Below are 23,638 nucleotides of genomic sequence, written 5' to 3' on the forward strand. Positions count from 1 at the left end.
TTGCCCCCCTACCCCCGCTGGGCCCCGCCCCCGCACACCCCCCGGGAGCGCCTTCCCCCGGGCGGGCCCGGGTACCGGGGGGGGGGGGCCCCGGGTTCCCCCGGGGCCCCGCCCCTCGACGGTCCGCGGGCTACGCGGTGAGCTTCGCCAGCGCCGCGTCGATCCTTGCCAGCGTCTTCTCCTTGCCCAGGACCTCCAGGGACTCGAAGAGCGGCAGGCCGACCGTGCGGCCGGTGACGGCTACGCGGACCGGGGCCTGGGCCTTGCCGAGCTTGAGGCCGTGGGCCTCACCGGCGGCCAGGACGGCCTCCTTGAGCGACTCGGGGGACGTCCAGTCGGCGGCCTCCAGCTTCTCCCGCGCGGTGCGCAGCAGGGCGTCGCTGCCCTCCTTCATGGCCTTGTTCCAGGACGCCTCGTCGAAGACCGGCTCCGGCAGGAACAGGAAGTCGACGTTGTCGGTGATCTCGGAGAGGACCTTGAGGCGGGTCTGCGCGTGCGGGGCGATGGCCTGCCACTTGGTCTCGTCGAAGGCCTCCGGGGCCCAGGGCGCGAAGGGGGCCTTGAGCCAGGGGGCGCAGCGCTCGGTGAAGTCCTTCACGTCGAGCATGCGGATGTGGTCGCCGTTGATCGCCTCGCACTTCTTCAGGTCGAAGCGGGCCGGGTTCGGCTGCACGTCCGCGACGTCGAAGGCGGCGATCATCTCGTCGATCGAGAAGACGTCCTGGTCGGCGGAGAGCGACCAGCCGAGCAGGGAGAGGTAGTTGAGCAGGCCCTCGGGGAGGAAGCCGCGCTCGCGGTAGAGGTTGAGCGAGGACTGCGGGTCGCGCTTGGAGAGCTTCTTGTTGCCCTCGCCCATGACGTACGGCAGGTGGCCGAAGGCGGGGGTCCGCTTGGCGATGCCCAGCTCGGTCAGCGCCTTGTAGAGGGCGATCTGGCGCGGGGTGGAGGAGAGCAGGTCCTCGCCGCGCAGGACGTGGGTGATCTCCATCAGGGCGTCGTCGACCGGGTTGACCAGCGTGTACAGCGGGGCGCCGTTGGCGCGGACGATGCCGTAGTCCGGGACGTTCTCCGGGGTGAAGGTCAGCTCGCCGCGGACCAGGTCGGTGAAGGTGATCGTCTCGTCGGGCATCCGGAAGCGGACGATCGGCTCGCGGCCCTGGGCCCGGTACTCCTCGACCTGCGCGTCGGTCAGCTCGCGGCAGTGGCCGTCGTACCCGGAGGGCTTCCCGGCGGCGCGGGCGGCCTCACGGCGGGTGTCCAGCTCCTCCTGGGAGCAGTAGCAGTGGTAGGCGTGGCCGGCGTCGAGGAGCTTCCGCGCGACGTCCCGGTAGATGTCCATGCGCTGCGACTGGCGGTACGGCGCGTGCGGGCCGCCGACCTCGGGGCCCTCGTCCCAGTCGAAGCCCAGCCAGCGCATCGAGTCGAGCAGCTGGTCGTAGGACTCCTCGGAGTCGCGGGCCGCGTCGGTGTCCTCGATGCGGAAGACCAGGGTGCCGCCGTGGTGCTTGGCGAACGCCCAGTTGAACAGGGCGGTGCGGACCAGGCCCACGTGGGGGTTACCGGTGGGCGACGGGCAGAAACGGACGCGTGGGGGTACCCCCTGTCCGAGCGGAGTCGAGGACTTGGGGGAGGGAGTGCCGGATGCGCTAGCCACGCTTGACAACCTTGTTGGTGAGAGTGCCGATGCCTTCGATGGTGACGGCGACCTCGTCGCCGACGTTGAGGGGGCCGACCCCAGCCGGGGTACCCGTGAGGACGACGTCGCCCGGGAGCAGTGTCATGGCCTCGGAGATGTTGACGATCAGGTCCTCGATGGAGTGGGTCATCTCGCTGGTGCGGCCGAGCTGGCGCTGGGCGCCGTTGACCGTGAGCTGGATGGTGAGGTCGCCCGCGGCGGCGATGTCGAGGTCCGTCTCCACCCAGGGGCCGAGCGGGCAGGAGGTGTCGAAGCCCTTGGCCCGGGCCCACTGCTTCTCGCGCCTCTGGACGTCGCGCGCGGTGACGTCGTTGGCGCAGGTGTAGCCGAAGATCACGTCCTTGACGCGGTCGCGCGGGACCTCGCGGCACATCCGGCCGATCACCACGGCCAGCTCGGCCTCGTGGTGCACCTCCTGGGAGAAGGAGGGGTACTGGATCTCGTCGCCGGGGCCGATCACCGAGGTGGAGGGCTTGAAGAAGGCGAACGGGGCCTCGGGCACCTCGTTGCCGAGTTCCCTGGCGTGTTCGGCGTAGTTGCGGCCGAAGGCCACCACCTTGTTGGGGAGCACCGGGGGCAGCAGCCTGACCTTGCTCACCGGGACCTTGGTGCCGGAGAGCTCGAAGTCCGCGAACGGGATGCCCTTGATGATGTCCAGGACGAGTTCGTCCTGCCTCTCACCCTCGACCGCGCCGAAGGCGACGTTCCCGTCGATGGAGAATCTGGCGATGCGCACGGGATGCTCGTCCCCTTGACCGATCGGCTGAAGTCTGACGCTCCAGGCTAACGCGCGGGGGTCCCCGCCTCGCGGAACAACCCCGCGCAGCGACGAGGGGCGCCCACGTCGCCGTGGGGCGCCCCTCGTCCGGTGGGCCTTGAGTGTTTCGCGGCCGGTGTCCGTATGGACCGGTGTCACTGCGCGGCGTCGGCCGCGGCCGGGATCTCCATGAGGACGGTGCGCTTGGGGTTGGCGGTCTGGGCCGGGAGGTCGACGGTGTGCTCCGGCTGGACCGGCGTCTGCAGTTCATCGGCGCCGTTCAGGTGGGCCAGCGTGGTGCGCCGCGGGTTGGCGATCTTGTGGAACATCGTCGTCGTCTTCACTGTTTACTTGACCCTGTCCTGTTCACGGGCGCCCGGAAGGGGGTAGGAGACCCCGGCGAGGGCGCGGGTTGTCGGTTTTGCCATCCCTGTAAAGCGTCAGGCTAAACATGCGATTCCCCGCCGACTGCGGCCGGAGACCCTGATCAGGGTGTGAGTTTGCTCACGGATCACCGGACAAAACACCCATTCCAGCCCGGGTCCCGGCGAGAGGGAATCGGACATTCTCCCCCTGAAGCCATCATTCCGCTCCTGATCATGGCGACTGGGACACCCGGACCGCCCTGTCGACTCGCGGGCATACGTCCCTTATGGACGTGATCACTTTCTACCCCCGGTGACCCGCCACTCACGTGGTGTCACGTATCCCACCCGTAAGGCGGTGGGCCTTGTTGGAGGTCCTGCACTGTGCTGGAATTCCACGGACCGCCGCAGGATCGAGCCGGCGCGCAGGGGGCGCACAGACGCGCCGAGTGGCGGGCGAGAAGGGGGAACCAGCGCCGGTCACTCACGACCACCACGGGGCGTATTCAGGGCGCCCCTATGACGCCGACACCGTGCCCCGCCGTTCACGCGGAGGGGTGCCTGGTTCAGAGGTTGCGACGCTAGTGCAGGGACGTTTCAAGAGGGATGGCAGCGCTTCGGCGGAGCCGGAGCCGCACGGCGGGACTGGCCCCAGGGCCGTCGGCTCCTCGCCCCAGCACGCCCAGAACCAGGGCCCGTCCGCATCCGGGAACGGCGGCGAGGACTCCGCCGCACAGGCCGGGGCGCCGAGCCCGGCGTCGGCCGCGCCGAAGGGCCCGACCGGCCCGGGACCGCGAATAGCCCTGCGGAACTGGCGGATCTCGACCCGTCTGGTGTCGCTGCTCGCCCTCCCGGTGGTCGCGGCCACCTCGCTGGGCGCGCTGCGCATCAACCAGTCGATGGACGACATCCAGCAGCTCGACAACATGAAGCTGCTGACGGACATGACCAAGCAGGCCACCGAACTGGCCGCCGCGCTCCAGGAGGAGCGCGACCAGTCGGCCGGCCCGCTGGCGCACGGCGGCAAGGCCACCGACTTCTCGGTCAAGGGCTACCGCGAGAAGACCGACCGGGCGCGCAACCTCTTCATCGACAGCTCCGAGGAGATCGACGACGCCAGCAAGGACGGCAACCTCAAGGGCGTCCGCGACAACCTGGTGCAGCTCGCCGGTGAACTGGGCGAGCTCGAGAAGATCCGCAACACGGCGTTCCAGTCGGAGGACAACTCCACCCAGACCGTCGAGGGTTACCACCGTCTGATCGAGAAGCTGGTCGAGCTCTCGCAGGACATGGCGGAGGCGACCAGCAACCCCGAGATGATCCAGCGCACCCGTGCCCTGGCGTCCTTCTCCTCCGCCAAGGAGTACGCGTCGATCCAGCGCGCGGTCCTCGCCGCGGCGCTGCCCGCCAGCAACACCACCAAGGGCGAACTCTCCGACAACGACCGGCTCTACGCCGAGTCGGCGCTGGCGAGCCAGAAGTCCGAGATCCGCAGCTTCAAGAGCATCTACGGCGACGTCGCCGCCACCGAGCTGCTGCTGCCGATCGAGGAGGGCAACAGCACGATCAAGGCCACCGACGAGTACGCCGGGCGCGCCCTGGCCTCGGAGTTCGGCCTCTCGTCGGTCGGCAAGCGGTCCTACCGCGACTGGCTGGACGACAGCGGCACCAAGATCCAGCAGATGAAGAACATCGAGCTGACGCTGCTCGAGGACATGGAACAGAAGGCCCGTGAGCTGCGCAGCGCCACCGAGCGCGACGCGATCGTCTCCGGTGTGCTGATCCTGCTCGTGCTCGGTGTGTCGCTGGTCGGCGCCTTCGTCGTGGCCCGCTCCATGATCCGCTCGCTGCGCCGGCTGGAGGAGACCGCCACCAAGGTCGCCCAGGAACGCCTGCCCGAGCTGGTCAAGCAGCTGTCCGAGTCCGACCCGCAGGACGTCGACACGTCCGTGGAGTCGGTCGGTGTGCACTCCCGGGACGAGATCGGCCGGGTGGCCGCGGCCTTCGACGACGTGCACCGCGAGGCGGTCCGCCTCGCCGCCGAGCAGGCCCTGCTGCGGGGCAACGTCAACGCGATGTTCACCAACCTCTCGCGCCGCTCCCAGGGTCTGATCCAGCGCCAGCTGTCGCTGATCTCCGAGCTGGAGTCCCGCGAGGCCGACCCGGACCAGCTGTCCTCGCTGTTCAAGCTGGACCACCTCGCCACGCGTATGCGCCGTAACGGTGAGAACCTGCTGGTTCTCGCGGGTGAGGAGCCCGGCCGCCGGTGGACCCGTCCGGTCCCGCTGGTCGACGTGCTCCGTGCCGCCGCCTCCGAGGTGGAGCAGTACGAGCGCATCGAGCTGGCCTCCGTGCCGAGCACCGAAGTGGCCGGCCGCGTGGTCAACGACCTCGTGCACCTGCTCGCCGAGCTGCTGGAGAACGCGACCTCCTTCTCCTCGCCGCAGACCAAGGTCAAGGTCACCGGTCACGCGTTGCCCGACGGCCGGGTGCTGATCGAGATCCACGACACCGGTATCGGTCTGTCGCCGGAGGACCTGGCGGCGATCAACGAGCGGCTCGCCTCGCCGCCCACCGTGGACGTCTCCGTCTCCCGCCGCATGGGTCTGTTCGTGGTCGGCCGTCTGTCACAGCGCCACGGCATCCGCATCCAGCTGCGTCCGTCCGACTCCGGTGGTACGACCGCGCTGGTCATGCTGCCCGTCGACGTCGCCCAGGGCGGCAAGAAGCCGCAGGGCAAGCCGGGTCAGCCGGGCGCGGGCGGCGGTGGCCCCGCCGCCGCGCAGGCGGCCGCGGGCGCCGCGGCCGCACGGCGTGCGGCCGGCGCCGGCCAGTCCGCGGGCGGTGCTCTCGGCGCCGGCGCGCCCGGCGGCGGCCGGCTCGGTGCCGGTCAGGGGCCGCGGGCCGCGCTGCCCGGGCGGGACGGCGCGGGCCGGCCCGACGGGGCGCGGGGGCCGCAGGGCCAGCCGGGCAACCCCACGCCGTCGCTGTTCGACCGGGGTGCTCCCGGTGCGGCTCCGCAGGGCCGTCCGGCTCCGGCCGGCTTCGGCGGCCAGGCGCCCGGTGCCCCCCAGGGCGCGCAGGGCACGGGCCCGGGCGGACAGCAGGACCAGGACGCCTTCGGTGGCGGCCGCGGCCAGGTGCCGCCGCAGCGCGGCAGCGGAAAGCCCGAGCGCGGCCGTCGTCCGCAGCTGCCGCCGCGCGGCGGTGGACGTCCCGAGCTGCCCGGCGGTGACCAGCAGCAGCGCGTGCCCAGCTGGAGCGACGAGAACGCCCAGCCGCCGGTGCCGCGCGCCTCGCTGGACACCCCGCGCGGTCACGAGGAGCCGGACGTCGCCCGGACCTCGTCCATGCCCCGGTTCGACGACCGGCAGGGCCCCGGCGCGACGGCGGAGATCCCCCGGTTCGACGAGCGTCAGAACCCCGGCGCGCCCGCCTACGGCGCCCCCGGTGCCGACGCCCCGCAGCACACGGGCCAGTACGCCCAGCCCGGTGCGAACGGTGTCCAGCACACCGGCCAGTACGCCCAGCCCGGTGGCAACGACGCCCAGAACACGGGCCCGTTCGTCCGCGGCGACATCTTCGGCGCCCCGCAGGGCGGTCCGGGCGGGCAGAACCCGGCCGCGACGGGCCAGTTCCCCGCTCCGCAGGGCTACGACAACGGCTCCACCAACCAGTTCCAGATGCCGGGCCAGGACAACGGTGCCACCGGCCGCCACTCCCTCCCGGAGCGTCCGAACGCCGCGGACCCGGCCGTCACCGGCCAGTTCGAGCGTCCGCAGCCGAACGGCGCGTACGGGGCCGGCCCGGCCGCCCCGCGTCCGCCGGCCCCGCAGCAGCGTCCGGTCCACCCGGAGCAGCAGGGCAACGGCGGTGCGCAGCGGCCCGACGAGCGCGCGGTGTCCGACGCGTGGGCGCTGCCGCCCGCGTCCGGTCCGGGCGACGGCCGTACGCCGCTGTACGACACGCTGGAGACCAACTGGTTCCACGGTGGCGGCGGCCAGGAGCAGGGCAACGGCTCGGCTCCGGCACCCCAGCAGCAACAGCAGCCCCAGCAGCCGCAGGGCCCCACCGGTCCGCAGCGGTCCGCTTCCACCGCCTGGCGCAGCTCGCCCAACGACGAGCTGGTCCGGCAGGCCGAACGCGTCCGGCAGCCGGCCGCTGGCGGCGTCACCACCTCCGGCCTGCCGCGCCGGGTGCCCAAGGCGAACCTCGTCCCGGGTACAGCTCAGCAGCAACAGCACCAGAGCGGTCCTCAGGTCTCGCGCGCCCCCGATGACGTGCGCGGCCGGCTGACCAATCTCCGTCGGGGTATCGCACAGGGTCGTCAGGCCGGTACCACCCAGACCGGCACCTTCCCGAACCCCACTCACCAGCAGGAGCGTTAGTTGAGCCCGATGAGCCAGGCGGCACAGAACCTCAACTGGTTGATCACCAACTTCGTGGACAACACCCCCGGGGTGTCCCACACCGTCGTCGTGTCCGCCGACGGTCTCCTGCTGGCCATGTCCGAGGGGTTCCCGCGCGACCGCGCGGACCAGCTCGCGGCCGTCGCTTCGGGACTGACCTCCCTGACGGCCGGCGCCTCCCGGATCTTCGAAGGCGGCAACGTCGCCCAGACGGTCGTCGAGATGGAGCGGGGATTCCTCTTCCTCATGTCCGTCTCGGACGGCTCGTCCCTGGCCGTTCTCGCGCACCCCGAGTGCGACATCGGCCTCGTCGGCTACGAGATGGCACTCCTGGTCGACCGTGCGGGGGCGGTCCTCACCCCGGACCTGCGCGCCGAACTACAGGGAAGTCTGCTGCACTGATCGGCCCCGGCACCACCCGTCTCACCAAATCACCGTCCGGCCGCCACATTCCCCCCACCGGCCCCGTCAGACGGCTTGACTGACCGACTTGCTGTCCCGCCCGGAGGATCCATGACCCCGCCCCCCGCCTCTCATGATCCGTACGCCGAGCCGTACGAGGATGAGGGCGACCAGCCACTGGTGCGTCCCTATGCGATGACCGGTGGCCGGACCAGGCCGCGTTATCAGCTGGCCATCGAGGCACTGATCAGTACGACGGCCGACCCGGCAGCGCTCATGGGGCTCCTTCCGGAGCACCAGCGCATCTGCCATCTGTGCCGTGAGGTGAAGTCGGTCGCCGAGGTCTCGGCGCTGCTCAACATGCCGCTGGGTGTTGCCCGGATCCTGGTGGCCGACTTGGCGGAGGCGGGACTCGTCGCCGTGCACCAGCCGGGCGGCGACGAGACGACCGGCGCCCCGGATGTGACACTGCTCGAAAGGGTGCTCAGTGGACTTCGCAAGCTCTAGCGGCGGAACGGTCTCCGACAGCCGCACCACCACGTCCGCGAAGATCGTGGTGGCGGGCGGCTTCGGCGTGGGCAAGACCACGTTCGTCGGCGCCGTCTCGGAGATCAACCCGCTGCGCACCGAGGCCGTGATGACCTCCGCCAGCGCGGGTATCGACGACCTCACCCACACCGGGGACAAGACCACCACCACGGTGGCCATGGACTTCGGCCGTATCACCCTGGACCAGGACCTGATCCTGTACCTGTTCGGTACGCCCGGTCAGGACCGCTTCTGGTTCATGTGGGACGACCTGGTGCGCGGCGCCATCGGCGCGGTGGTCCTGGTGGACACCCGCCGGCTGGCGGACTGCTTCCCGGCGGTGGACTACTTCGAGAACAGCGGGCTGCCCTTCGTGGTCGCCCTCAACGGCTTCGACGGGCAGCAGCCCTACCAGCCGGAAGAGGTGCGGGAGGCGCTCCAGATCGGTCCCGACACCCCGATCATCACCACCGACGCCCGGCACCGCGCGGACGCGAAGGGTGCGCTGATCACCCTGGTCGAGCACGCCCTCATGGCGCGTCTCAGGTAGGGCCGGTCAAGAGGCGGCGTACGGCGGTCGTCGTAGGTGCACCGGAGCCGGCTGTGTCCTTTGACACGGCCGGCCCCGGTGTTCATAACGTTTCGGCAGAGGAATCGGGGGAGGTCGACACGCGACGCGGTCGCGCGATGCCACTGCGCTCACGAACCGCCCGCCTTTTGCCGGTGCTCGCTCTTTATGACCGTTTTATCTGGGGCTTACCTCACTCGGATTCTCCGTCTTCCAGTGTTTGGAAGAGCGCTGCTCGTCATGCTGGAATGCCTGAACTGCCCAATAGTCAAAGACGTACTCCACCGTTGACGGCACACCGGGCACTGAGACGAAGCGGCACGACGAAGGTGCCGACCGCCGAGAGGTTGTTGGTCGAGTGAGGCGAAGCAAGAACAGTCCCGAGCCATCGGCCCGGGGCAACTTCACGCCGCCGCCGCGCACAGCGGCGCCCGCCCCCGTGCCCGGTCCCGAACCGACGGCCGCACCCGCCAAGAGCGGAGGGCGCCTTTCCCCGCGCAACTGGCGCGTGACGACCAGGCTGAACGCGATCCTCCTCATACCCGTGCTGGTCGGCCTGGTCATGGGCGGCTTCCAGGTGAAGAGCTCGATCGACACCTGGAACGAGGCCGAGGACGCCGAGAACACCGCGCTCCTGGTCCAGGCCTCCCTCACCTACGCCAACGCCCTCTACAACGAGCGGGACGTCACCGCGGTCCCCCTGCTGCAGGGCAAGGGCAAGGACGACCCGGACGTCGTCAAGGCCCGCGCCGCGACCGACGAGGCCGCCGACGCCTTCGACGAGGCCGCGCAGAACATGCCGGACAAGCCCGGCCTGAAGCGCCGGATGGAGCTGTTCCGGGAGGCGGAGCCGCAACTGACCGCGCTGCGCGCCGCGGCGTACACCTCCAAGCTCAAGGGCGTCGCGACCGAGGAGGGCTACGTCTCCGTCGCCCACCCGCTGATGGAGTTCGCCAACGACCTCGGTCTGGGCACCGGCAACATCACCAGTTACGGACGTACGGTCTACGCGATCTCGCTGACCAAGTCGGCCCTGTCGCTGGAGCGTTCCATCGGCATGCACCTGCTGGTGAAGCCCGGCCCGACCGACAGCCAGCTGGCCAGCCAGCGCGTGGCCCTCTCCTCGTACGCCTACCTCGAGCGCATCGCCATCGAGGAGTACCGGGGCGGTGGCACCGAGGCCGACTCGGCCAAGTTGGAGCAGACCGCGCAGCGGATCGAGGCCGAGGGCGCCGCCATGGCCAAGGAGGCCAAGGAGCGGGACCCGGACTACGTGGCGCCGCCCGCCAAGCCGGAGACGATGATCTCCGAGCTGGGCCGGCTCCCCTCCACGGACGCGTCCGCCCGCGCAGAGCTCGCCGCCCAGGGCATCACCCCCGCCAACTGGTGGGCCGTGAACACCCTCAAGTTCGACGGTTACCGCGAGATCGAGTCCGACCTCACCGACACCGCGGTGAGCGAGGCCTCGCAGATCGCCGACGACGCCCAGCGCGACGCCCTCATCACCGGTGCCGCCGTCGTGGTCGCCCTGCTCGCCGCGTTCATCCTGGCCGGCATGGTGGCCCGCCAGATGAGCCGCTCCATGCGCCAGCTGCGCAACGCCGCCTTCGGCATCGCCGAGCAGCGCCTCCCGATGCTGGTCGACCAGCTCTCCCGCACCGACCCCGGCCGGGTCGACACCAAGGTCGCCCCGATCCCGATCTCCTCCACCGACGAGATCGGCGAGGTCGCCCGCGCCTTCGACCAGGTCCACCGCGAGGCCGTCCGGCTCGCCGCCGAGCAGGCGCTGCTGCGGGGCAACATCAACGCGATCTTCACCAACCTCTCGCGCCGCAACCAGTCCCTGATCGAGGGTCAGCTAACCCTGATCACCGACCTGGAGAACAACGAGGCCGACCCGGACCAGCTGGAGAACCTCTTCCGCCTGGACCACCTCGCGACCCGTATGCGCCGCAACGGCGAGAACCTCCTCGTCCTCGCCGGCGAGGAGCCCGGCCGCCGCTGGGACCAGCCGGTGCCGCTGGTCGACGTGCTGCGCGCCGCCTCCTCCGAGGTGGAACAGTACGAGCGCATCGAGCTGTCCGGTGTCCCCGAGGCCGAGATCCACGGCCGCGCGGTGACCGACCTCGTGCACCTGCTCGCCGAGCTCCTGGAGAACGCCACCACGTTCTCCTCCCCGCAGACCAAGGTCCGCGTCACCGCGACCCGTCTCCCCGACGGCCGCGTGATGGTCGAGATCCACGACAAGGGCATCGGCCTCACCGCCGAGGACTTCGCGGACATCAACCACAAGCTGGCCAACCCGCCGACCGTGGACGCCGCGATCTCGCAGCGCATGGGCCTGTTCGTGGTCGGCCGGCTGTCCGACCGGCACGGCATCCGGGTCCAGCTGCGCCCCTCGGGCGAGCAGGCCGGCACCACGTCGCTGGTCATGCTGCCGGACGCGATCACCCACGGCGGTGGCGGCGAGCAGCCGATGGCCCGCGACGAGTTCACGGTCTCGCAGATCATCCCGGAGCAGAACTTCCAGGGTGAGGACTTCAGCCGGCAGCCGCTGCGCACCGCCGCGGAGCTGGGCTTCGACGACAGCCGTTACACGGAGGTCCCGGACGACATCCGCGACCTGGACCCGGTCGGCCGTTCCCTGATGCGCGAGGGGCGCCGGACGGCGCTGGAGACCCAGGCGCAGCCCGAGCCGAACGCCCAGGAGACCCCCGGGGCGCCCGCCCACCCGGACGAGTTCGCCGCCCCCCAGGGCTACGACAACGGCCAGGGTTACGGGGGCAACGGCCAGGGCTTCGACGGCAACGGCCAGGGCTTCGACGGCGGCTACCAGGAGCAGCAGACCGCCGGGTACGACCGGCAGGCGTACGGCGACGGGCAGCAGACGGCGTACGAGGAGCCGCAGCAGCAGGCGTACGGCGAGGGGTTCTACGCGCCGAACGGCCAGGGTCCGCAGAACGACGCCTTCCCGGCCGACGGCGGCTACCCGGACCCCTCCTACGGACAGCCGGTCCAGGGCGGCGGCGCGGCGGCGGGTGCCGCCGACTCCTTCTCGTCCTTCACCGGGCGGCGCCAGGCGGACGACTGGCCCCAGCAGGACGGTTACCGGAACGAGCACCCGGGCCAGTACCCTGCTCAGACCCCGGAACCGGAAAATGCGCAGGCCGCTGACGCACGTGAGCGGGACAGCGTAGGCTTCGACCGTCCGGAACCGGCTGCCTCCGACGTCCACGCGCTGACCGACGCCGGGCTCCCCCGCCGCGGATCCACCGCGGGCGGCGCGAGCGGCTCGGGCGGGCCGGGGCACGTGAGCCAGGAGCAGCCGGCCTCCACTCCGGAGGGTGACGGCGACAGCGGCTGGCGTTCGGCGAACGACGAGCGCTGGCAGCAGGCATCGGCGCTCCGGAAGCCCAAGGCGGGCGGAGTGACCTCCTCCGGTCTGCCGCGACGGGTCCCCAAGGCCAATCTGGTCCAGGGAGCCGCCGAAACCACTCCTCAGGGAGGCCCCCAGGTCTCCCGCGCCCCGGAAGACGTCCGGGGCAGGCTGAGCAACCTGCGGCGCGGTGTCCAACGGGGCCGCGGCGCGGGCAGTGAAACGAACGGCCAGGGCTTCGGTCCTGACAGCACCTACAACCAGGAGCGTTAGTGTGAGCCCGATGAGCCAGGCGGCACAGAACCTGAACTGGTTGATCACCAACTTCGTGGACAACACCCCGGGGGTGTCCCACACGGTGGTGGTCTCCGCCGACGGACTCCTTCTGGCGATGTCCGAAGGCTTTCCCCGCGACCGCGCCGACCAGCTCGCGGCCGTCGCCTCCGGTCTGACGTCTCTGACGGCAGGCGCCTCCCGGATCTTCGAGGGCGGCAGCGTGAACCAGACGGTTGTGGAGATGGAGCGGGGATTCCTGTTCATCATGTCCATTTCCGACGGTTCGTCGCTCGCGGTTCTCGCACATCCGGAGGCGGACATCGGCCTCATTGGGTACGAGATGGCCCTTCTGGTCGACCGAGCCGGCACGGTCCTGACGCCGGACCTCCGCGCGGAGCTCCAGGGGAGCCTTCTCAACTAAAGGACAGACGGTGCGTTTTGGCGTCCCGGGGCCGTAAGGTTTCGGGACGCGGCTCCACAGTGATGGGTGCCAGGCACAGTCGGAGGAGGAGAAAGTGGCAACACCCCCAGGCGGTTCATCGTCGGGCAACTGGTCGTACGGTCCCGCACAGGGCCAGAACGACGGTGCTCAGAGCGGGTACGGCTACCCTTCCGCCCCGAACCACCCGCAGCCGTACGTGCCGCAGGGCCCCGGCCCTTCGCCGTACGAGCAGCCGCATGCCCCGCGCATCCAGCCCGTGCAGCCGCAGCGCCGAGCACCCGATCCGGCCCCCGCCGGGTCGTCGAACAATCCCCTGGTGCGCCCGTACGCGATGACGGGCGGCCGCACCAGGCCGCGGTACCAGCTCGCCATCGAGGCACTGGTACACACCACCGCGCAGCCGCACCAGATGCAGGGCCAGCTGCCCGAGCATCAGCGGATCTGCACCCTCTGCCGGGAGATCAAGTCGGTGGCCGAGATCTCGGCCCTGCTGACCATTCCTCTCGGCGTGGCCAGGATCCTCGTCGCCGACTTGGCGGAGGCGGGACTGGTCGCCATCCATCAGCCCGGCGGCGACGAGAGCGCCGGCGGCCAGCCAGACGTGACACTGCTCGAAAGGGTGCTCAGTGGACTTCGCAAGCTCTAGCGGCGGTCCTTCCCGCTCCACCACCTCGGCGAAGATCGTGGTGGCGGGTGGCTTCGGCGTGGGCAAGACCACGTTCGTCGGGGCCGTTTCGGAGATCAACCCGCTGCGCACGGAGGCCGTCATGACGTCTGCTTCGGCAGGCATCGACGACCTCACCCACACCGGGGACAAGACCACCACCACGGTGGCCATGGACTTCGGCCGTATCACCCTGGACCAGGACCTGATCCTGTACCTGTTCGGTACGCCCGGTCAGGACCGCTTCTGGTTCATGTGGGACGACCTGGTGCGCGGCGCCATCGGCGCGATCGTGCTGGTGGACACCCGGCGTCTCGCCGACTGCTTCCCCGCGGTCGACTACTTCGAGAACTCGGGTCTTCCCTTCGTGATCGCCCTCAACGGCTTCGACGGCCAGCAGCCGTACCAGCCGGACGAGGTGCGGGAGGCGCTGCAGATCGGTCCCGACACCCCGATCATCACCACCGACGCCCGGCACCGTGCCGACGCGAAGTCGGCGCTGATCACGTTGGTGGAACACGCCCTGATGGCCCGCCTCCGCTGACGGCTGCCGCCGGGCTGCGCGACGCCCCCGCGGTCACTGGGCCGCCGGGGGCCGTCGCATGCCGGGTGCGGGCGGTCCGTGGCCGGTCGCGCCCATGCGGCGCCGGCCGCACATGGTCACAGCCCCGCGCCCCGTGCGCATGGGAAGAGGCCCCTCCTCGGAAGGAGGGGCCTCTTCACGTACGTGGGGTCAGCGCCAGCTGTGGGGGGCCCGGAAGCCGTTCTCGCGTTCCAGGCGGCGCCAGCCGGCGCGGGCGCGGCCGTGGTGGGCCGGAGCCGCGGGCTGTGCGGCGGCCCTGGCCAGCAGGATCGCCGTGATCGCGGCGACCTCCTCCGGCCCGGCGTGCCCCTTCTCGACACGGATGTCAGGTGTGCTCATGGCTCTCAGTCTCCCTGGGAGAGATGTCCGCCGGGTTACTGCGGCGGGTTGCCGTGCTTGCGGGACGGCAGATCGGCGTGCTTGGTCTGCAGCATCGCCAGCGAACGGATCAGCACCTCACGGGTCTCCGCGGGGTCGATCACGTCGTCTACCAGACCGCGTTCGGCCGCGTAGTACGGGTGCATCAGCTCGGACTTGTACTCCTTGACCATGCGCGTCCGCATGGCTTCGGGGTCCTCGGCCTCGGCGATCTGGCGGCGGAAGATGACGTTGGCCGCGCCCTCCGCGCCCATCACGGCGATCTCGTTCGTCGGCCAGGCGTAGGTGAGGTCGGCGCCGATGGACTGGCTGTCCATGACGATGTAGGCACCGCCGTACGCCTTGCGCAGGATCAGCGAGATCCGCGGCACGGTGGCGTTGCAGTAGGCGTACAGCAGCTTGGCGCCGTGGCGGATGATGCCGCCGTGCTCCTGGTCGACGCCCGGGAGGAAGCCGGGGACGTCCAGGAAGGTGAGGATCGGGATGTTGAAGGCGTCGCACATCTGGACGAAGCGGGCCGCCTTCTCGGACGCCTCGATGTCCAGCACGCCCGCCAGCGTCTGCGGCTGGTTGGCGACGATGCCGACGACCTGGCCGTCCATCCGGGCCAGGGCGCAGATGATGTTGCGCGCCCAGCGCTCGTGGACCTCCAGGTACTCGCCGTCGTCGACGATCTCCTCGATGACCTTGGCCATGTCGTACGGCCGGTTGCCGTCGGCGGGGACCAGGTCCAGCAGGGCGTCGCCGCGGCGCTCGGCGGCGTCGGAGCACTCCACGCGCGGCGGGTTCTCCCGGTTGTTCTGCGGAAGCAGGGAGAGGAGGTAGCGCACCTCGTGGATGCACGTCTCCTCGTCGTCGTAGGCGAAGTGGCAGACACCGGAGGTCTCGGCGTGCACGTCCGCGCCGCCCAGGCCGTTCTGGGTGATCTCCTCGCCGGTGACCGCCTTGACGACGTCCGGGCCGGTGATGAACATCTGCGAGGTGTCACGGACCATGAACACGAAGTCGGTGAGGGCGGGGCTGTAGGCCGCGCCGCCCGCGCAGGGGCCGAGCATCACGCTGATCTGCGGGATGACGCCGGATGCCTTGGTGTTGCGCTGGAAGATGCCGCCGTATCCGGCGAGGGCGGAGACGCCCTCCTGGATACGGGCGCCGGCGCCGTCGTTCAGCGACACCAGCGGTGCGCCGGCCGCGATGGCCATGTCCATGATCTTGTGGATCTTGGTGGCGTGGGCCTCGCCCAGCGCGCCGCCGAAGATCCGGAAGTCATGGGCGTAGACGAAGACCGTGCGGCCCTCGACGGTGCCCCAGCCGGTGATCACGCCGTCCGTGTACGGCTTCTTCTCCTCGAGACCGAAGCCGGTGGCCCGGTGCCGTCGCAGCTGCTCGACCTCACGGAAGGAACCGGGGTCCAGCAGGAGTTCGATGCGCTCCCGCGCGGTCAGCTTGCCCTTGGCGTGCTGCGCCCGGGTCGCCTTCTCGCTCGGGCCGGCCAGTGCCCGGGCACGGATCTCGTGCAGTTCGGCCACGCGTCCGCGCGCGTCGGTCGGCTCACCCGGCGCCTCATCCAAAACGGTCATGTAGTGACCTTACGAAGCCCACCCGGAAATGCGAGCCGTTGACTCCTCACAGTCTCCGGGGTGTTTTCCTGGTACCCCTGAACAGAACCTCGGCGCCATGCAGCCGTTCCGACTGCTCAGAGGGCGTCCGGCTTGTGGAGGTCATACAAAGACGCCGTCTGAGAATCCGCTCACATTCCTGGGTGGCGCATGCACCCGTTCGGGTCGGCCCGCCCGCGCCGGGGCCTCAGCCGAAGCGGTTCAGGAGCTTGCGGTAGAGGCCGGGGGCGAGGGCGCGCACCCGGGAGGGGAGGGCGAGCCAGGTGGGGATATAGATGTCGTCGTGGCCCCGCGAGACGGCTTTCCAGACGGCGGCCGCGACCCGGCCGGGCGAGGTGGGGCGCGGGCGGGAGCGGTGGTACGGCGTGCCGCGGCGGGCGAAGAAGCCCGTCTCGACGGGTCCGGGCACGACGAGCGTCACCCCCACGCCCGTACCGCGCAGTTCCTGCCGGAGCGCCTCGGCGAACGCGGCGAGCCCGGCCTTGGCGGCGGAGTACACCGCCTCCTCCCGTACGCCCACCGAGCCGGCCACCGAGCCGACGAGCACCACCCGGCCGCCGCCGGCCGCCACCATCGCGGGCAGCACCTCCCGCACGAGGTGCAGCGTCGCGTTGAGGTCCAGGAACAGCACCCGGTCGATGTCGGTGTGCGGCATCGTCAGGAACGGGCCGGCCCAGCCGATGCCCGCCCCGGCGACCAGCACGTCGATGCGTCCGGTCCTCCGCAGCGCGGCCTCCGCCAGGATCCTCGCCCCGTCCGGCGCGGCGAGGTCGGCGGGCAGCAGGACCGCCGAGGTGCCGGACGCCGTCTCCTCCAGCCGCCGCCGGTCCCGGCCGTTGAGCAGCAGCTGCCAGCCCCCGGCGGCGAAGCGCCGCGCGGTGGCCGCGCCGATGCCCGAGGAGGCGCCGGTGACGAGGGCGACGCGCCGGTCCGTGCGCGGCGGCGGCCCGTGGCCGCGCGCCGCCGCCGGGGCGGAGGCGGCGGCACGGGCGGCACCGTGTGCGGGGTCCGCCGGGGGGTCGTAGCCGGAAGCGGAGCCGGTGGTGGTCACGAGTCGGTCTCCCATGCGCTGTCGCTGCGGGTCCTCGTCATCCAGGACACCCCCACTCCGGCGCACCCCGCCAGCGCTGGAGTCCGTCCGCCCGGCCCGCTCCGGCCCCACGCCGGCGGGCCGTGTCGCGGCTCCCGGGGGCGTGCTCCGCGCCGCAGGACCACTCCTGCGTGCCGTGGGATGCGGCCAGGCGGGCGTATGGGCGGGTACGCGGTCCGGTGTGCAGGGATACGAAGGAGACACCCTTCCGTACCCGGTCCGTCCGGTCCCCGTGGCGAGGTCACCATGCGTCTGCTGCTCGTCCACCCCAGTGCCCTGATGTACTCCGAGATCTTCCTCCGCCTCGAGCCCCTGGGCCTGGAGCGGGTGGCGGGCGCCGCCCGCGCGGCCGGTCACGAGGTCCGGGTCGTCGACCTCCAGGTGCTGGGGGTGAACCGGCTCCGCGACGAGGTGCGGTCCTTCCGCCCGGAGGCGCTCGGCATCTCGCTGAACTACCTGGCGAACATCCCCGAGGCGATCGCGCTGGCGACGCGGGTGAAGCGGGAGGTGCCGGGCTGCTTCGTGTTCCTCGGCGGGCACAGCGTCTCGTTCGTCGCCGAGGAGGTCGTCGAACAGGCGGCGGGCGCGGTCGACGCGGTGGTCCGCGGGGAGGGGGAGCCGGCGGTCGCGCCGCTGCTGGAGGCGGTGCGCGACGGCGGGGTGGAGGGCGTGCCGGGCGTCGTCACGGCGGCCGGGCGCGGTCCGGCGCCGCTGATGCTGCACGGCATCGACGGACCGCTCCCGGCCCGCGATCTGATGCGCAACCGGCGCCGCTACTTCATCGGCGAGCTCGACCCGTGCGCGTCCGTCGAGTTCACCCGCGGCTGTCCCTGGGACTGCTCCTTCTGTTCGGCGTGGACGTTCTACGGCCGCAGCTACCGCAAGGCCTCGCCCGAGGCGGCGGCGGAGGAGCTGGCGGGGATCCGCGAGCCGAACGTGTTCATCGTGGACGACGTGGCGTTCATCCGGCCCGAGCACGGGAACGCGATCGCCGCGGAGGTGGAGCGGCGCGGCATCCGCAAGCGGTACTACCTGGAGACGCGCTCCGACGTCCTGCTGCGCCATCCCGACGTGTTCGAGCGGTGGGCGCGGCTGGGGCTGCGCTACATGTTCCTCGGCATGGAGGCGATCGACGCCGAGGGGCTCGACCTGTACCGCAAGCGGGTCAGCCCGGACGAGAACCTGAAGGCGCTGGAGACGGCACGGCGGCTCGGCATCAAGGTCGCGATCAATCTGATCGTGGACCCTGCCTGGGACGAGGAGCGCTTCCGGGTGGTGCGGGAGTTCGCGCTGGCCGTGCCGGAGATCGTGCACTTCACGGTGATGACGCCGTATCCGGGTACGGAGATCTGGCACACCGAGTCGCGCCGGCTCACCACCCGCGACTACCGCCTCTTCGACATCCAGCACGCGGTGGTGCCGACCACGCTGCCGCTGGAGCGCTTCTACGAGGAGCTGGTGCGGACCCAGGCGGTCATCAACCGCAAGCACCTGGGAGTGCGCACGGCGTTCGGCGCGGCGCGCGTGCTCGGCCGCAACCTGCTGCACGGGCAGACCAACTTCGCCCGGATGCTCTGGAAGTTCAACCAGGTCTACAACCCGCGCCGGCAGCTCGCCGACCACGCGCGGCCGGTGCGCCACGAACTGCCGCTCCCCCAGCGCCTCGACATCGGCGACCGGCGCATGCTGTACGTCCACACCCGGGAGGCGGCGCGGGGCACGACGCCCGGCCGGACACCGGACTAGCCGGCCGCCGGGACTCCTCCGCCATGGCGGTAGCCGTCCTCGCCTCGCTCGCCGCCGGTGTCTGCTTCGCCGTCGCGGGGGTCATGCAGCAGTGGGCGGCGGCCGCGCGGCCGGACGCGGAGGCGCTCACCGCGCGGCTGCTGGGGCGGCTGGCACGGGACCCGCTGTGGCTGTGCGGGATCGGGCTGGCCGTGGTGGCGTACGGATTCCAGTCGCTGGCGCTGGCGTTCGGGCCGCTGAGCCTGGTGCAGCCGCTGATCGTCGCCGAACTGGTCTTCGCGGTCCCGCTGTCGGCACGGCTGTACCGGCTGCGGCTGGGCCGGCGGGAGTGGTCCGGCACGCTCGCGGTGGCGGCGGGGCTGGCGCTGGCGCTGCTCTCCGCCCGCCCGCACGGCGGCGACCCCCGGGCGGCCGGCCTGCTGTCCTGGCTCCTGGCCGTCGGCGCGGTCGCGGCCGTGGTGGGCGCCGCGCTCGCGACCGCGCGGGTGCTGTCCGGTCCGTGGCGGGCCTCGGCGACGGCGCTCGCCGCGGGGGCGGTGATGGGCACCCAGTCCGTCCTGCTGGCCGCGACGGTGGACCGGCTCCGGCACGGGCCGCTCACGGCCCTGGCCGCCTGGCAGACCTACGCGCTCGTCGCGGCCAGCGTGGGCGGCCTGCTGCTCATCCAGAGCGCCTTCCAGCGGGGCCCGCTCGCCGCGAGCATGACGGTCCTGGACGCGACCGAGCCGGTGGTCGCGGTGGCCATGGGCACCCTCCTCTTCGACGAGACGCTCCGCACGGGCTGGCCCGCCTCGGCGGTGACGGTGACGGGTCTGGTCCTGGTGGCGGCGGGCATCACCGCCCTGGACACGTCCCCGGTCGTGGCGGCGTCCCACGGCCGCCACGGAGCCGGCACCGCCTGAGGCCCGGCCCCGCCCGGGAACCGTCCGCCTCACCGCGGCGGAAGCCGGACGGGCGGACGGCACCGGCGGCGCGAGCGGCCGGCCGGGGCATCGGTCCGCCGTCCCCTGCGTCCGCGGGCGGGCCCGCCCGCGGTTCCGGTCCGGCGTCCGCCGTCACTTCGACGGTGACGTCCCGGCCGCTCCCGCACCGCGCCCCGTCCCGGCGACCGGGACGGGGCGCTTCCGTGGTGCCCGCCGGCGGGCGGGCCGCTCCTTCGCGGTCCGGAAGGCGGCGCGGTGGCTCAGGAGGCGTGCGGGCCGGGGGTGCGGCCCGGGTGCGGGGCGGGCCGGGGTGCCCGGGCGGGGGCGGACCAGAGCGGGAGGAGGTCCTCCGCGAGCACGCGGTCCCAGGTGGGGTGGGTGTTCCGGGACGTCTCCGCGGCCCGGTGCCGTACCGACTCCCGTAGCGCGGGGCGGTCGGTCAGCGGGCGCAGGGCGTCCGCCCAGGTCCGGGGGTCGTCGGCCGGGACGACGATGCCGTCGAGGCCCGGTGCGGACAGCCAGCGGGTGGTGTGCGCGCCCTCGGGCAGGACCACCGCCAGACCGCACGCCATCGCCTCGGCGACGACGTTGCCGCTGGTCTCCGTGCGGGACGGGAAGGCGAAGACGTCGCAGCCGGCGTACACCCGTGCCAGCCGGTCCTGCGGGAGCGGCCCGAGCAGGGTGACGTCCCGGCCGAGCGCACGGCGCACGGCGTCCTCCTCGGCGCCGGAGCCCGCCATGACCAGGTGCGCGGCACTGCCCCCGGCGCGCAGCAGCCGGACGCTCTCGGTCAGCAGCGGCACGCCCTTGCTGGCGTCCAGCCGGCCCGCGAACAGCACCAGCGGGCGGTCGGCCGGGACGCCGTACGCGCGCGCGAGCCAGGCCCGCGCGGTGGGGTCGGGCCGGAAGAGTTCGTGGTCGACGCCCCGGCGCAGCAGGGCGACCCGGTGCGGCCCGAGGACGCGGGCGAGTTCCGCGCGGCCTTCCGGGGTCGGGACGAGTACGCGTTCGCAGGCGTCCAGCAGCCGGTCCCGGCGCCGGCGCAGCGCCCTCTCGGCCCGGTCCGCGAGCAGGTCCTCCACCTTCGGATGGCTCCCGGGCAGCCACCGCTCGGCCAGATAGCGGGCGTAGACGGAGGCCAGCAGCGGTACGTCGGTGTGCACGGAGCCGACGAGCCGGGGCCGCGGGCCGGACCGCCGGGCCGCGTGGCGGTGGAGCCGTACGGCGGTGGCGGCGAAGGCGAAGCCGTGGGTCAGGTGCCAGACGTCGTGGCGGGGCAGCAGGGCGGCGAGCCGCGGGTGGTACGGCGCGAGGTCGCAGACGTCCTCCGCGCGGTCGGCCGAACGCGTCGCCGCCGAGCTGAGCACGGGCCGGAGCACGACGAACCGGACGCGCGGGGAGAGCGGCTCGACCCGCTCGCGTTCGCCGAGGAAGTAGACGGTCAGGTCGAGGGGTGTGCCGCCGGAGCCGTCGGGCAGGGGCTCCGGCAGGCGGGCGGCGCTCCGCGCGAAGTGTTCCCAGCACTTCACCTGGCCGCCCGACGTATCACGCCGCAGCAGCTCCACCAGGACCGCGACCGAGGACACGACCGGCGGGTACCACCCGTTCCGGGGGCTCAATCGCGCCACCTTCGCCAGACATGTTGAAACTTAAACGGAATGGGTCTACGGTGGATCCCGTCGAGTTAGTTGAACATTCAACGTGATCCCTTCAGGAGGAACACCATGGGCATCTTCGGCCGCAAGGACAACGAGACCGCCACCGCCACCACCACCGCGGTGAACCCGGACCTGGCCGCGCTGAGCGGCGACTACACGATCGACCCCGCGCACAGCACGTTCGGCTTCGTCGCCCGGCACGCCATGGTCACCAACGTCAAGGGCGGCTTCCAGGACTTCACCGGCACGCTGCACCTCGACGGCACCGACCCGTCGAAGTCCACGGCCACCATCGACGTGGTGATGGACAGCATCGACACGGGCAACGCCGACCGTGACGGCCACCTGAAGAGCGCCGACTTCTTCAGGACGGAGGAGTTCCCGACGATGACCTTCCGCACCACCGGGGCGGAGGCCCTCGGCGGCGATGACTACCGCATCACCGGTGACCTGACCATCCTGGGCACCACCCGGCCGCTCACCATCGACCTGGAGTTCAACGGCGCCGCGAAGGACCCCTTCGGCAACGAGCGCGTCGGCTTCGAGGGCAAGGCGGAGATCCTGCGCTCCGAGTGGGGCCTGACCTGGAACGCGGCGCTGGAGACGGGCGGCGTCCTGGTCTCCGACAAGATCAAGCTGAACTTCGACATCTCGGCGATCCGCAACGCCTGATCCCGCCGACGGCGCCCCGCCCGGCGTCCCCCCGAGCGCGCCCGCCCCCCACTCCCCCGTACGGGAGGGCGGGCGCTCGGCGTGTCCGGAGGAGATCCCGACGGCTCAGAAGCCGCCGCCGAAGTCCCCGCCTCCGCCTCCGCCGCCGAAGTCACCGCCGCCGAAGTCACCGCCGAAGTCCCCGCCGTCGAAGTCGGCGCCCGAGACGTCGCCTCCCTGGTAGCCGCCGAAGTCGCCGTAGCCGGCGCCGTAGTCGGCCGCGTAGGCGGGGCCGGCCATCATGCCGCCGAGCATGGTGCCGACGAGCAGTCCGGGCAGCAGGCCGCCGCCGAAGTAGCCGCCGGCCCAGGGGCCGTACGCGGGACCGGCGTCCCAGTAGGGCCGGCGCCCGTACTCGGTGTCGACCTCGCGGACGACGGGATCGCGCCCGTCGGCCAGCCGGGCCCGGTCGGCCGCGCACACCGGGACCTCGCGTTCGGCGCCGCCCGGCGGCGTCCAGACGGCGTCGGCGACCGAGGGGCCGTGGCGCGGGTCGAAGAAGCAGGGCGGGCGGCGCTCCGGCAGCGGGCGTCCCTCCCGGCGTGCGGCGAGCGAGGCGAGGGCGAAGCGGCCGTCCTCCACGGCCTCGGTGACGGCCCGGACGTCCTCCGGTTTGCGGGCCGCGGCCATGAACGACTTGGACCGCTCGTAGGCGTCCAGCGCGTGCTCGTAGTCCGCGCGCATCGCGTCGTCCGCGCCGGGCTCGGCCGGGTGGAAGTCGAGGCGGTCGAGTTCCTCGCCGAACGCGGTGATGTCCTCGTCCACCACCACCCGCAGCTTCTCCAGCGCGGCCCCCTGCTCCTCCTCGTGGCGCCGCCGGTTGCGCCGGGTCAGGACGTACGCGCCCGCGCCGCCGGCCACCAGCACCGTGCCGACGGTGATCAGCCCGCCGACGGGGACGCCACCGCCGGACCCGTCGCTCCACGAGTTCGGCGCGGAGCCGCCGGTGTCGCGCAGCGCGTTGTCGACGAAGTCGTTCAGCTGGGCCTTGGCGTCACCGGTGTCCTGCACGGACAGGACCAGGTTCCGCACGCCCTGGCGGCTGAGCACGCTGCTGTCGGCACGCGCGTCGAACCGGTCGCCGAGGCGGATGCCGTACAGACCGGTGACGCCGGTCTCGGTGCGCAGGTTCCGGAAGAGGTTCTGCGTCGGGTAGTCCGCCGGGAGGACCGCCACGAAGACCGGCGCGTCCGCGTCCTCGATCCTGGCGGCGAGGGCCTCCGCGTCGGACTCGGCCAGGATGTCCCGGGCCCCGGGGTCGACGTAGACGGGGCTCTCCCGCAGTGCGCGGGCGATCTCCGAGATGTCCGTGGCCGCCTGCGCCCCGGGCGCACCGGCCGTCAGGAGCGCCAGTACGGCGGTCACCGGCACGATCAGCAGGCGTACGAGGGTACGCATCGACGCGGCCTTCATACCTTCGAAGCTACCCGAATCCGTTCGAAAACGG

Annotated in this window: 19 protein-coding genes; 11 read left to right on the top strand and 8 right to left on the bottom strand. The window is 71.9% G+C overall.

Annotation, left to right across the window (positions count from 1 at the left end; genetic code table 11):
* Positions 1 to 130 precede the first annotated feature (130 nt).
* The 3 genes from gltX to ACFY3N_RS26175 all read right to left on the bottom strand — a co-directional run bounded on the left by gltX (position 131) and on the right by ACFY3N_RS26175 (position 2,797).
* The gene (gltX, locus tag ACFY3N_RS26165; protein ID WP_390819175.1) at positions 131 to 1,654 is read right to left on the bottom strand and encodes a glutamate--tRNA ligase; all 1,524 of its coding nucleotides are present in this window, start codon (positions 1,652 to 1,654) and stop codon (positions 131 to 133) included.
* The gene (locus ACFY3N_RS26170; protein ID WP_390819176.1) at positions 1,647 to 2,432 is read right to left on the bottom strand and encodes a fumarylacetoacetate hydrolase family protein; all 786 of its coding nucleotides are present in this window, start codon (positions 2,430 to 2,432) and stop codon (positions 1,647 to 1,649) included. The genes gltX and ACFY3N_RS26170 overlap by 8 nt, the downstream gene beginning before the upstream one ends.
* 176 nt (positions 2,433 to 2,608) lie before the next feature.
* Entirely contained in the window at positions 2,609 to 2,797 is a 189-nt protein-coding gene (locus tag ACFY3N_RS26175) for a hypothetical protein (RefSeq protein ID WP_390819177.1), read from the bottom strand.
* 605 nt (positions 2,798 to 3,402) lie between these two features.
* Between ACFY3N_RS26175 and ACFY3N_RS26180 the strand changes: the two genes are divergently transcribed.
* The 8 genes from ACFY3N_RS26180 to ACFY3N_RS26215 all read left to right on the top strand — a co-directional run bounded on the left by ACFY3N_RS26180 (position 3,403) and on the right by ACFY3N_RS26215 (position 14,027).
* On the top strand, positions 3,403 to 7,206 hold the full coding sequence (locus ACFY3N_RS26180; RefSeq protein ID WP_390819178.1) for a nitrate- and nitrite sensing domain-containing protein: 3,804 nt from the start codon (positions 3,403 to 3,405) through the stop codon (positions 7,204 to 7,206).
* A gap of 9 nt (positions 7,207 to 7,215) precedes the next feature.
* Positions 7,216 to 7,629, top strand: a complete 414-nt coding sequence (locus ACFY3N_RS26185; RefSeq protein WP_003973453.1) for a roadblock/LC7 domain-containing protein — start codon at positions 7,216 to 7,218, stop codon at positions 7,627 to 7,629.
* 111 nt (positions 7,630 to 7,740) lie between these two features.
* A complete protein-coding gene (locus ACFY3N_RS26190; RefSeq protein WP_390819179.1) occupies positions 7,741 to 8,136 on the top strand; it encodes a DUF742 domain-containing protein in 396 nt (131 codons plus the stop codon).
* Complete coding sequence (locus ACFY3N_RS26195) at positions 8,117 to 8,707, top strand: ATP/GTP-binding protein (protein ID WP_390819180.1); 591 nt, start codon at positions 8,117 to 8,119, stop codon at positions 8,705 to 8,707. Before ACFY3N_RS26190 ends, ACFY3N_RS26195 begins: the two co-directional genes overlap by 20 nt.
* A 376-nt stretch (positions 8,708 to 9,083) precedes the next feature.
* Positions 9,084 to 12,374: a nitrate- and nitrite sensing domain-containing protein gene (locus tag ACFY3N_RS26200; RefSeq protein WP_390819181.1), complete on the top strand. Its 3,291-nt coding sequence runs from the start codon at positions 9,084 to 9,086 to the stop codon at positions 12,372 to 12,374.
* A 10-nt stretch (positions 12,375 to 12,384) separates the two neighbouring features.
* Positions 12,385 to 12,798, top strand: coding sequence for a roadblock/LC7 domain-containing protein (locus ACFY3N_RS26205; RefSeq protein WP_004983065.1), 414 nt, complete (start codon positions 12,385 to 12,387; stop codon positions 12,796 to 12,798).
* A gap of 94 nt (positions 12,799 to 12,892) precedes the next feature.
* Positions 12,893 to 13,465, top strand: coding sequence for a DUF742 domain-containing protein (locus ACFY3N_RS26210; protein WP_390819182.1), 573 nt, complete (start codon positions 12,893 to 12,895; stop codon positions 13,463 to 13,465).
* Positions 13,446 to 14,027, top strand: a complete 582-nt coding sequence (locus tag ACFY3N_RS26215) for an ATP/GTP-binding protein (RefSeq protein ID WP_030216560.1) — start codon at positions 13,446 to 13,448, stop codon at positions 14,025 to 14,027. The genes ACFY3N_RS26210 and ACFY3N_RS26215 overlap by 20 nt, the downstream gene beginning before the upstream one ends.
* 189 nt (positions 14,028 to 14,216) lie before the next feature.
* Here the strand turns inward: ACFY3N_RS26215 and ACFY3N_RS26220 are convergent, their stop codons facing one another.
* From ACFY3N_RS26220 to ACFY3N_RS26230, 3 genes are all read right to left on the bottom strand, one after another.
* The gene (locus ACFY3N_RS26220) at positions 14,217 to 14,405 is read right to left on the bottom strand and encodes an acyl-CoA carboxylase subunit epsilon (RefSeq protein ID WP_390819183.1); all 189 of its coding nucleotides are present in this window, start codon (positions 14,403 to 14,405) and stop codon (positions 14,217 to 14,219) included.
* Positions 14,406 to 14,440: 35 nt separating this feature from the next.
* Positions 14,441 to 16,024 (bottom strand): acyl-CoA carboxylase subunit beta, encoded by a 1,584-nt coding sequence (locus ACFY3N_RS26225; RefSeq protein WP_390819184.1) that lies wholly within the window; start codon positions 16,022 to 16,024, stop codon positions 14,441 to 14,443.
* Between the two features lie 226 nt (positions 16,025 to 16,250).
* Positions 16,251 to 17,114 carry an SDR family NAD(P)-dependent oxidoreductase gene (locus ACFY3N_RS26230; protein ID WP_390819297.1) on the bottom strand — a complete coding sequence of 288 codons (864 nt, stop codon included), beginning with the start codon at positions 17,112 to 17,114 and terminating at the stop codon, positions 16,251 to 16,253.
* A 285-nt stretch (positions 17,115 to 17,399) separates the two neighbouring features.
* Here ACFY3N_RS26230 and hpnR point away from each other — a divergent pair, with 285 nt between their 5' ends.
* Together hpnR and ACFY3N_RS26240 are read left to right on the top strand one after the other, a co-directional pair.
* On the top strand, positions 17,400 to 18,899 hold the full coding sequence (gene hpnR / locus ACFY3N_RS26235) for a hopanoid C-3 methylase HpnR (protein ID WP_390819185.1): 1,500 nt from the start codon (positions 17,400 to 17,402) through the stop codon (positions 18,897 to 18,899).
* 23 nt (positions 18,900 to 18,922) lie between these two features.
* The gene (locus tag ACFY3N_RS26240) at positions 18,923 to 19,801 is read left to right on the top strand and encodes a DMT family transporter (RefSeq protein WP_390819186.1); all 879 of its coding nucleotides are present in this window, start codon (positions 18,923 to 18,925) and stop codon (positions 19,799 to 19,801) included.
* A gap of 281 nt (positions 19,802 to 20,082) precedes the next feature.
* Here the strand turns inward: ACFY3N_RS26240 and ACFY3N_RS26245 are convergent, their stop codons facing one another.
* The gene (locus ACFY3N_RS26245; RefSeq protein WP_390819187.1) at positions 20,083 to 21,408 is read right to left on the bottom strand and encodes a glycosyltransferase; all 1,326 of its coding nucleotides are present in this window, start codon (positions 21,406 to 21,408) and stop codon (positions 20,083 to 20,085) included.
* 138 nt (positions 21,409 to 21,546) lie between these two features.
* Here ACFY3N_RS26245 and ACFY3N_RS26250 point away from each other — a divergent pair, with 138 nt between their 5' ends.
* The gene (locus ACFY3N_RS26250; RefSeq protein ID WP_390819188.1) at positions 21,547 to 22,152 is read left to right on the top strand and encodes a YceI family protein; all 606 of its coding nucleotides are present in this window, start codon (positions 21,547 to 21,549) and stop codon (positions 22,150 to 22,152) included.
* A gap of 105 nt (positions 22,153 to 22,257) precedes the next feature.
* Here ACFY3N_RS26250 and ACFY3N_RS26255 read toward each other — a convergent pair whose 3' ends face one another.
* The gene (locus tag ACFY3N_RS26255; RefSeq protein ID WP_390819189.1) at positions 22,258 to 23,604 is read right to left on the bottom strand and encodes a hypothetical protein; all 1,347 of its coding nucleotides are present in this window, start codon (positions 23,602 to 23,604) and stop codon (positions 22,258 to 22,260) included.
* Positions 23,605 to 23,638: the final 34 nt, after the last annotated feature.

Source organism: Streptomyces sp. NPDC000348 (assembly GCF_042898795.1).
In the GTDB taxonomy this organism is placed as follows: domain Bacteria; phylum Actinomycetota; class Actinomycetes; order Streptomycetales; family Streptomycetaceae; genus Streptomyces.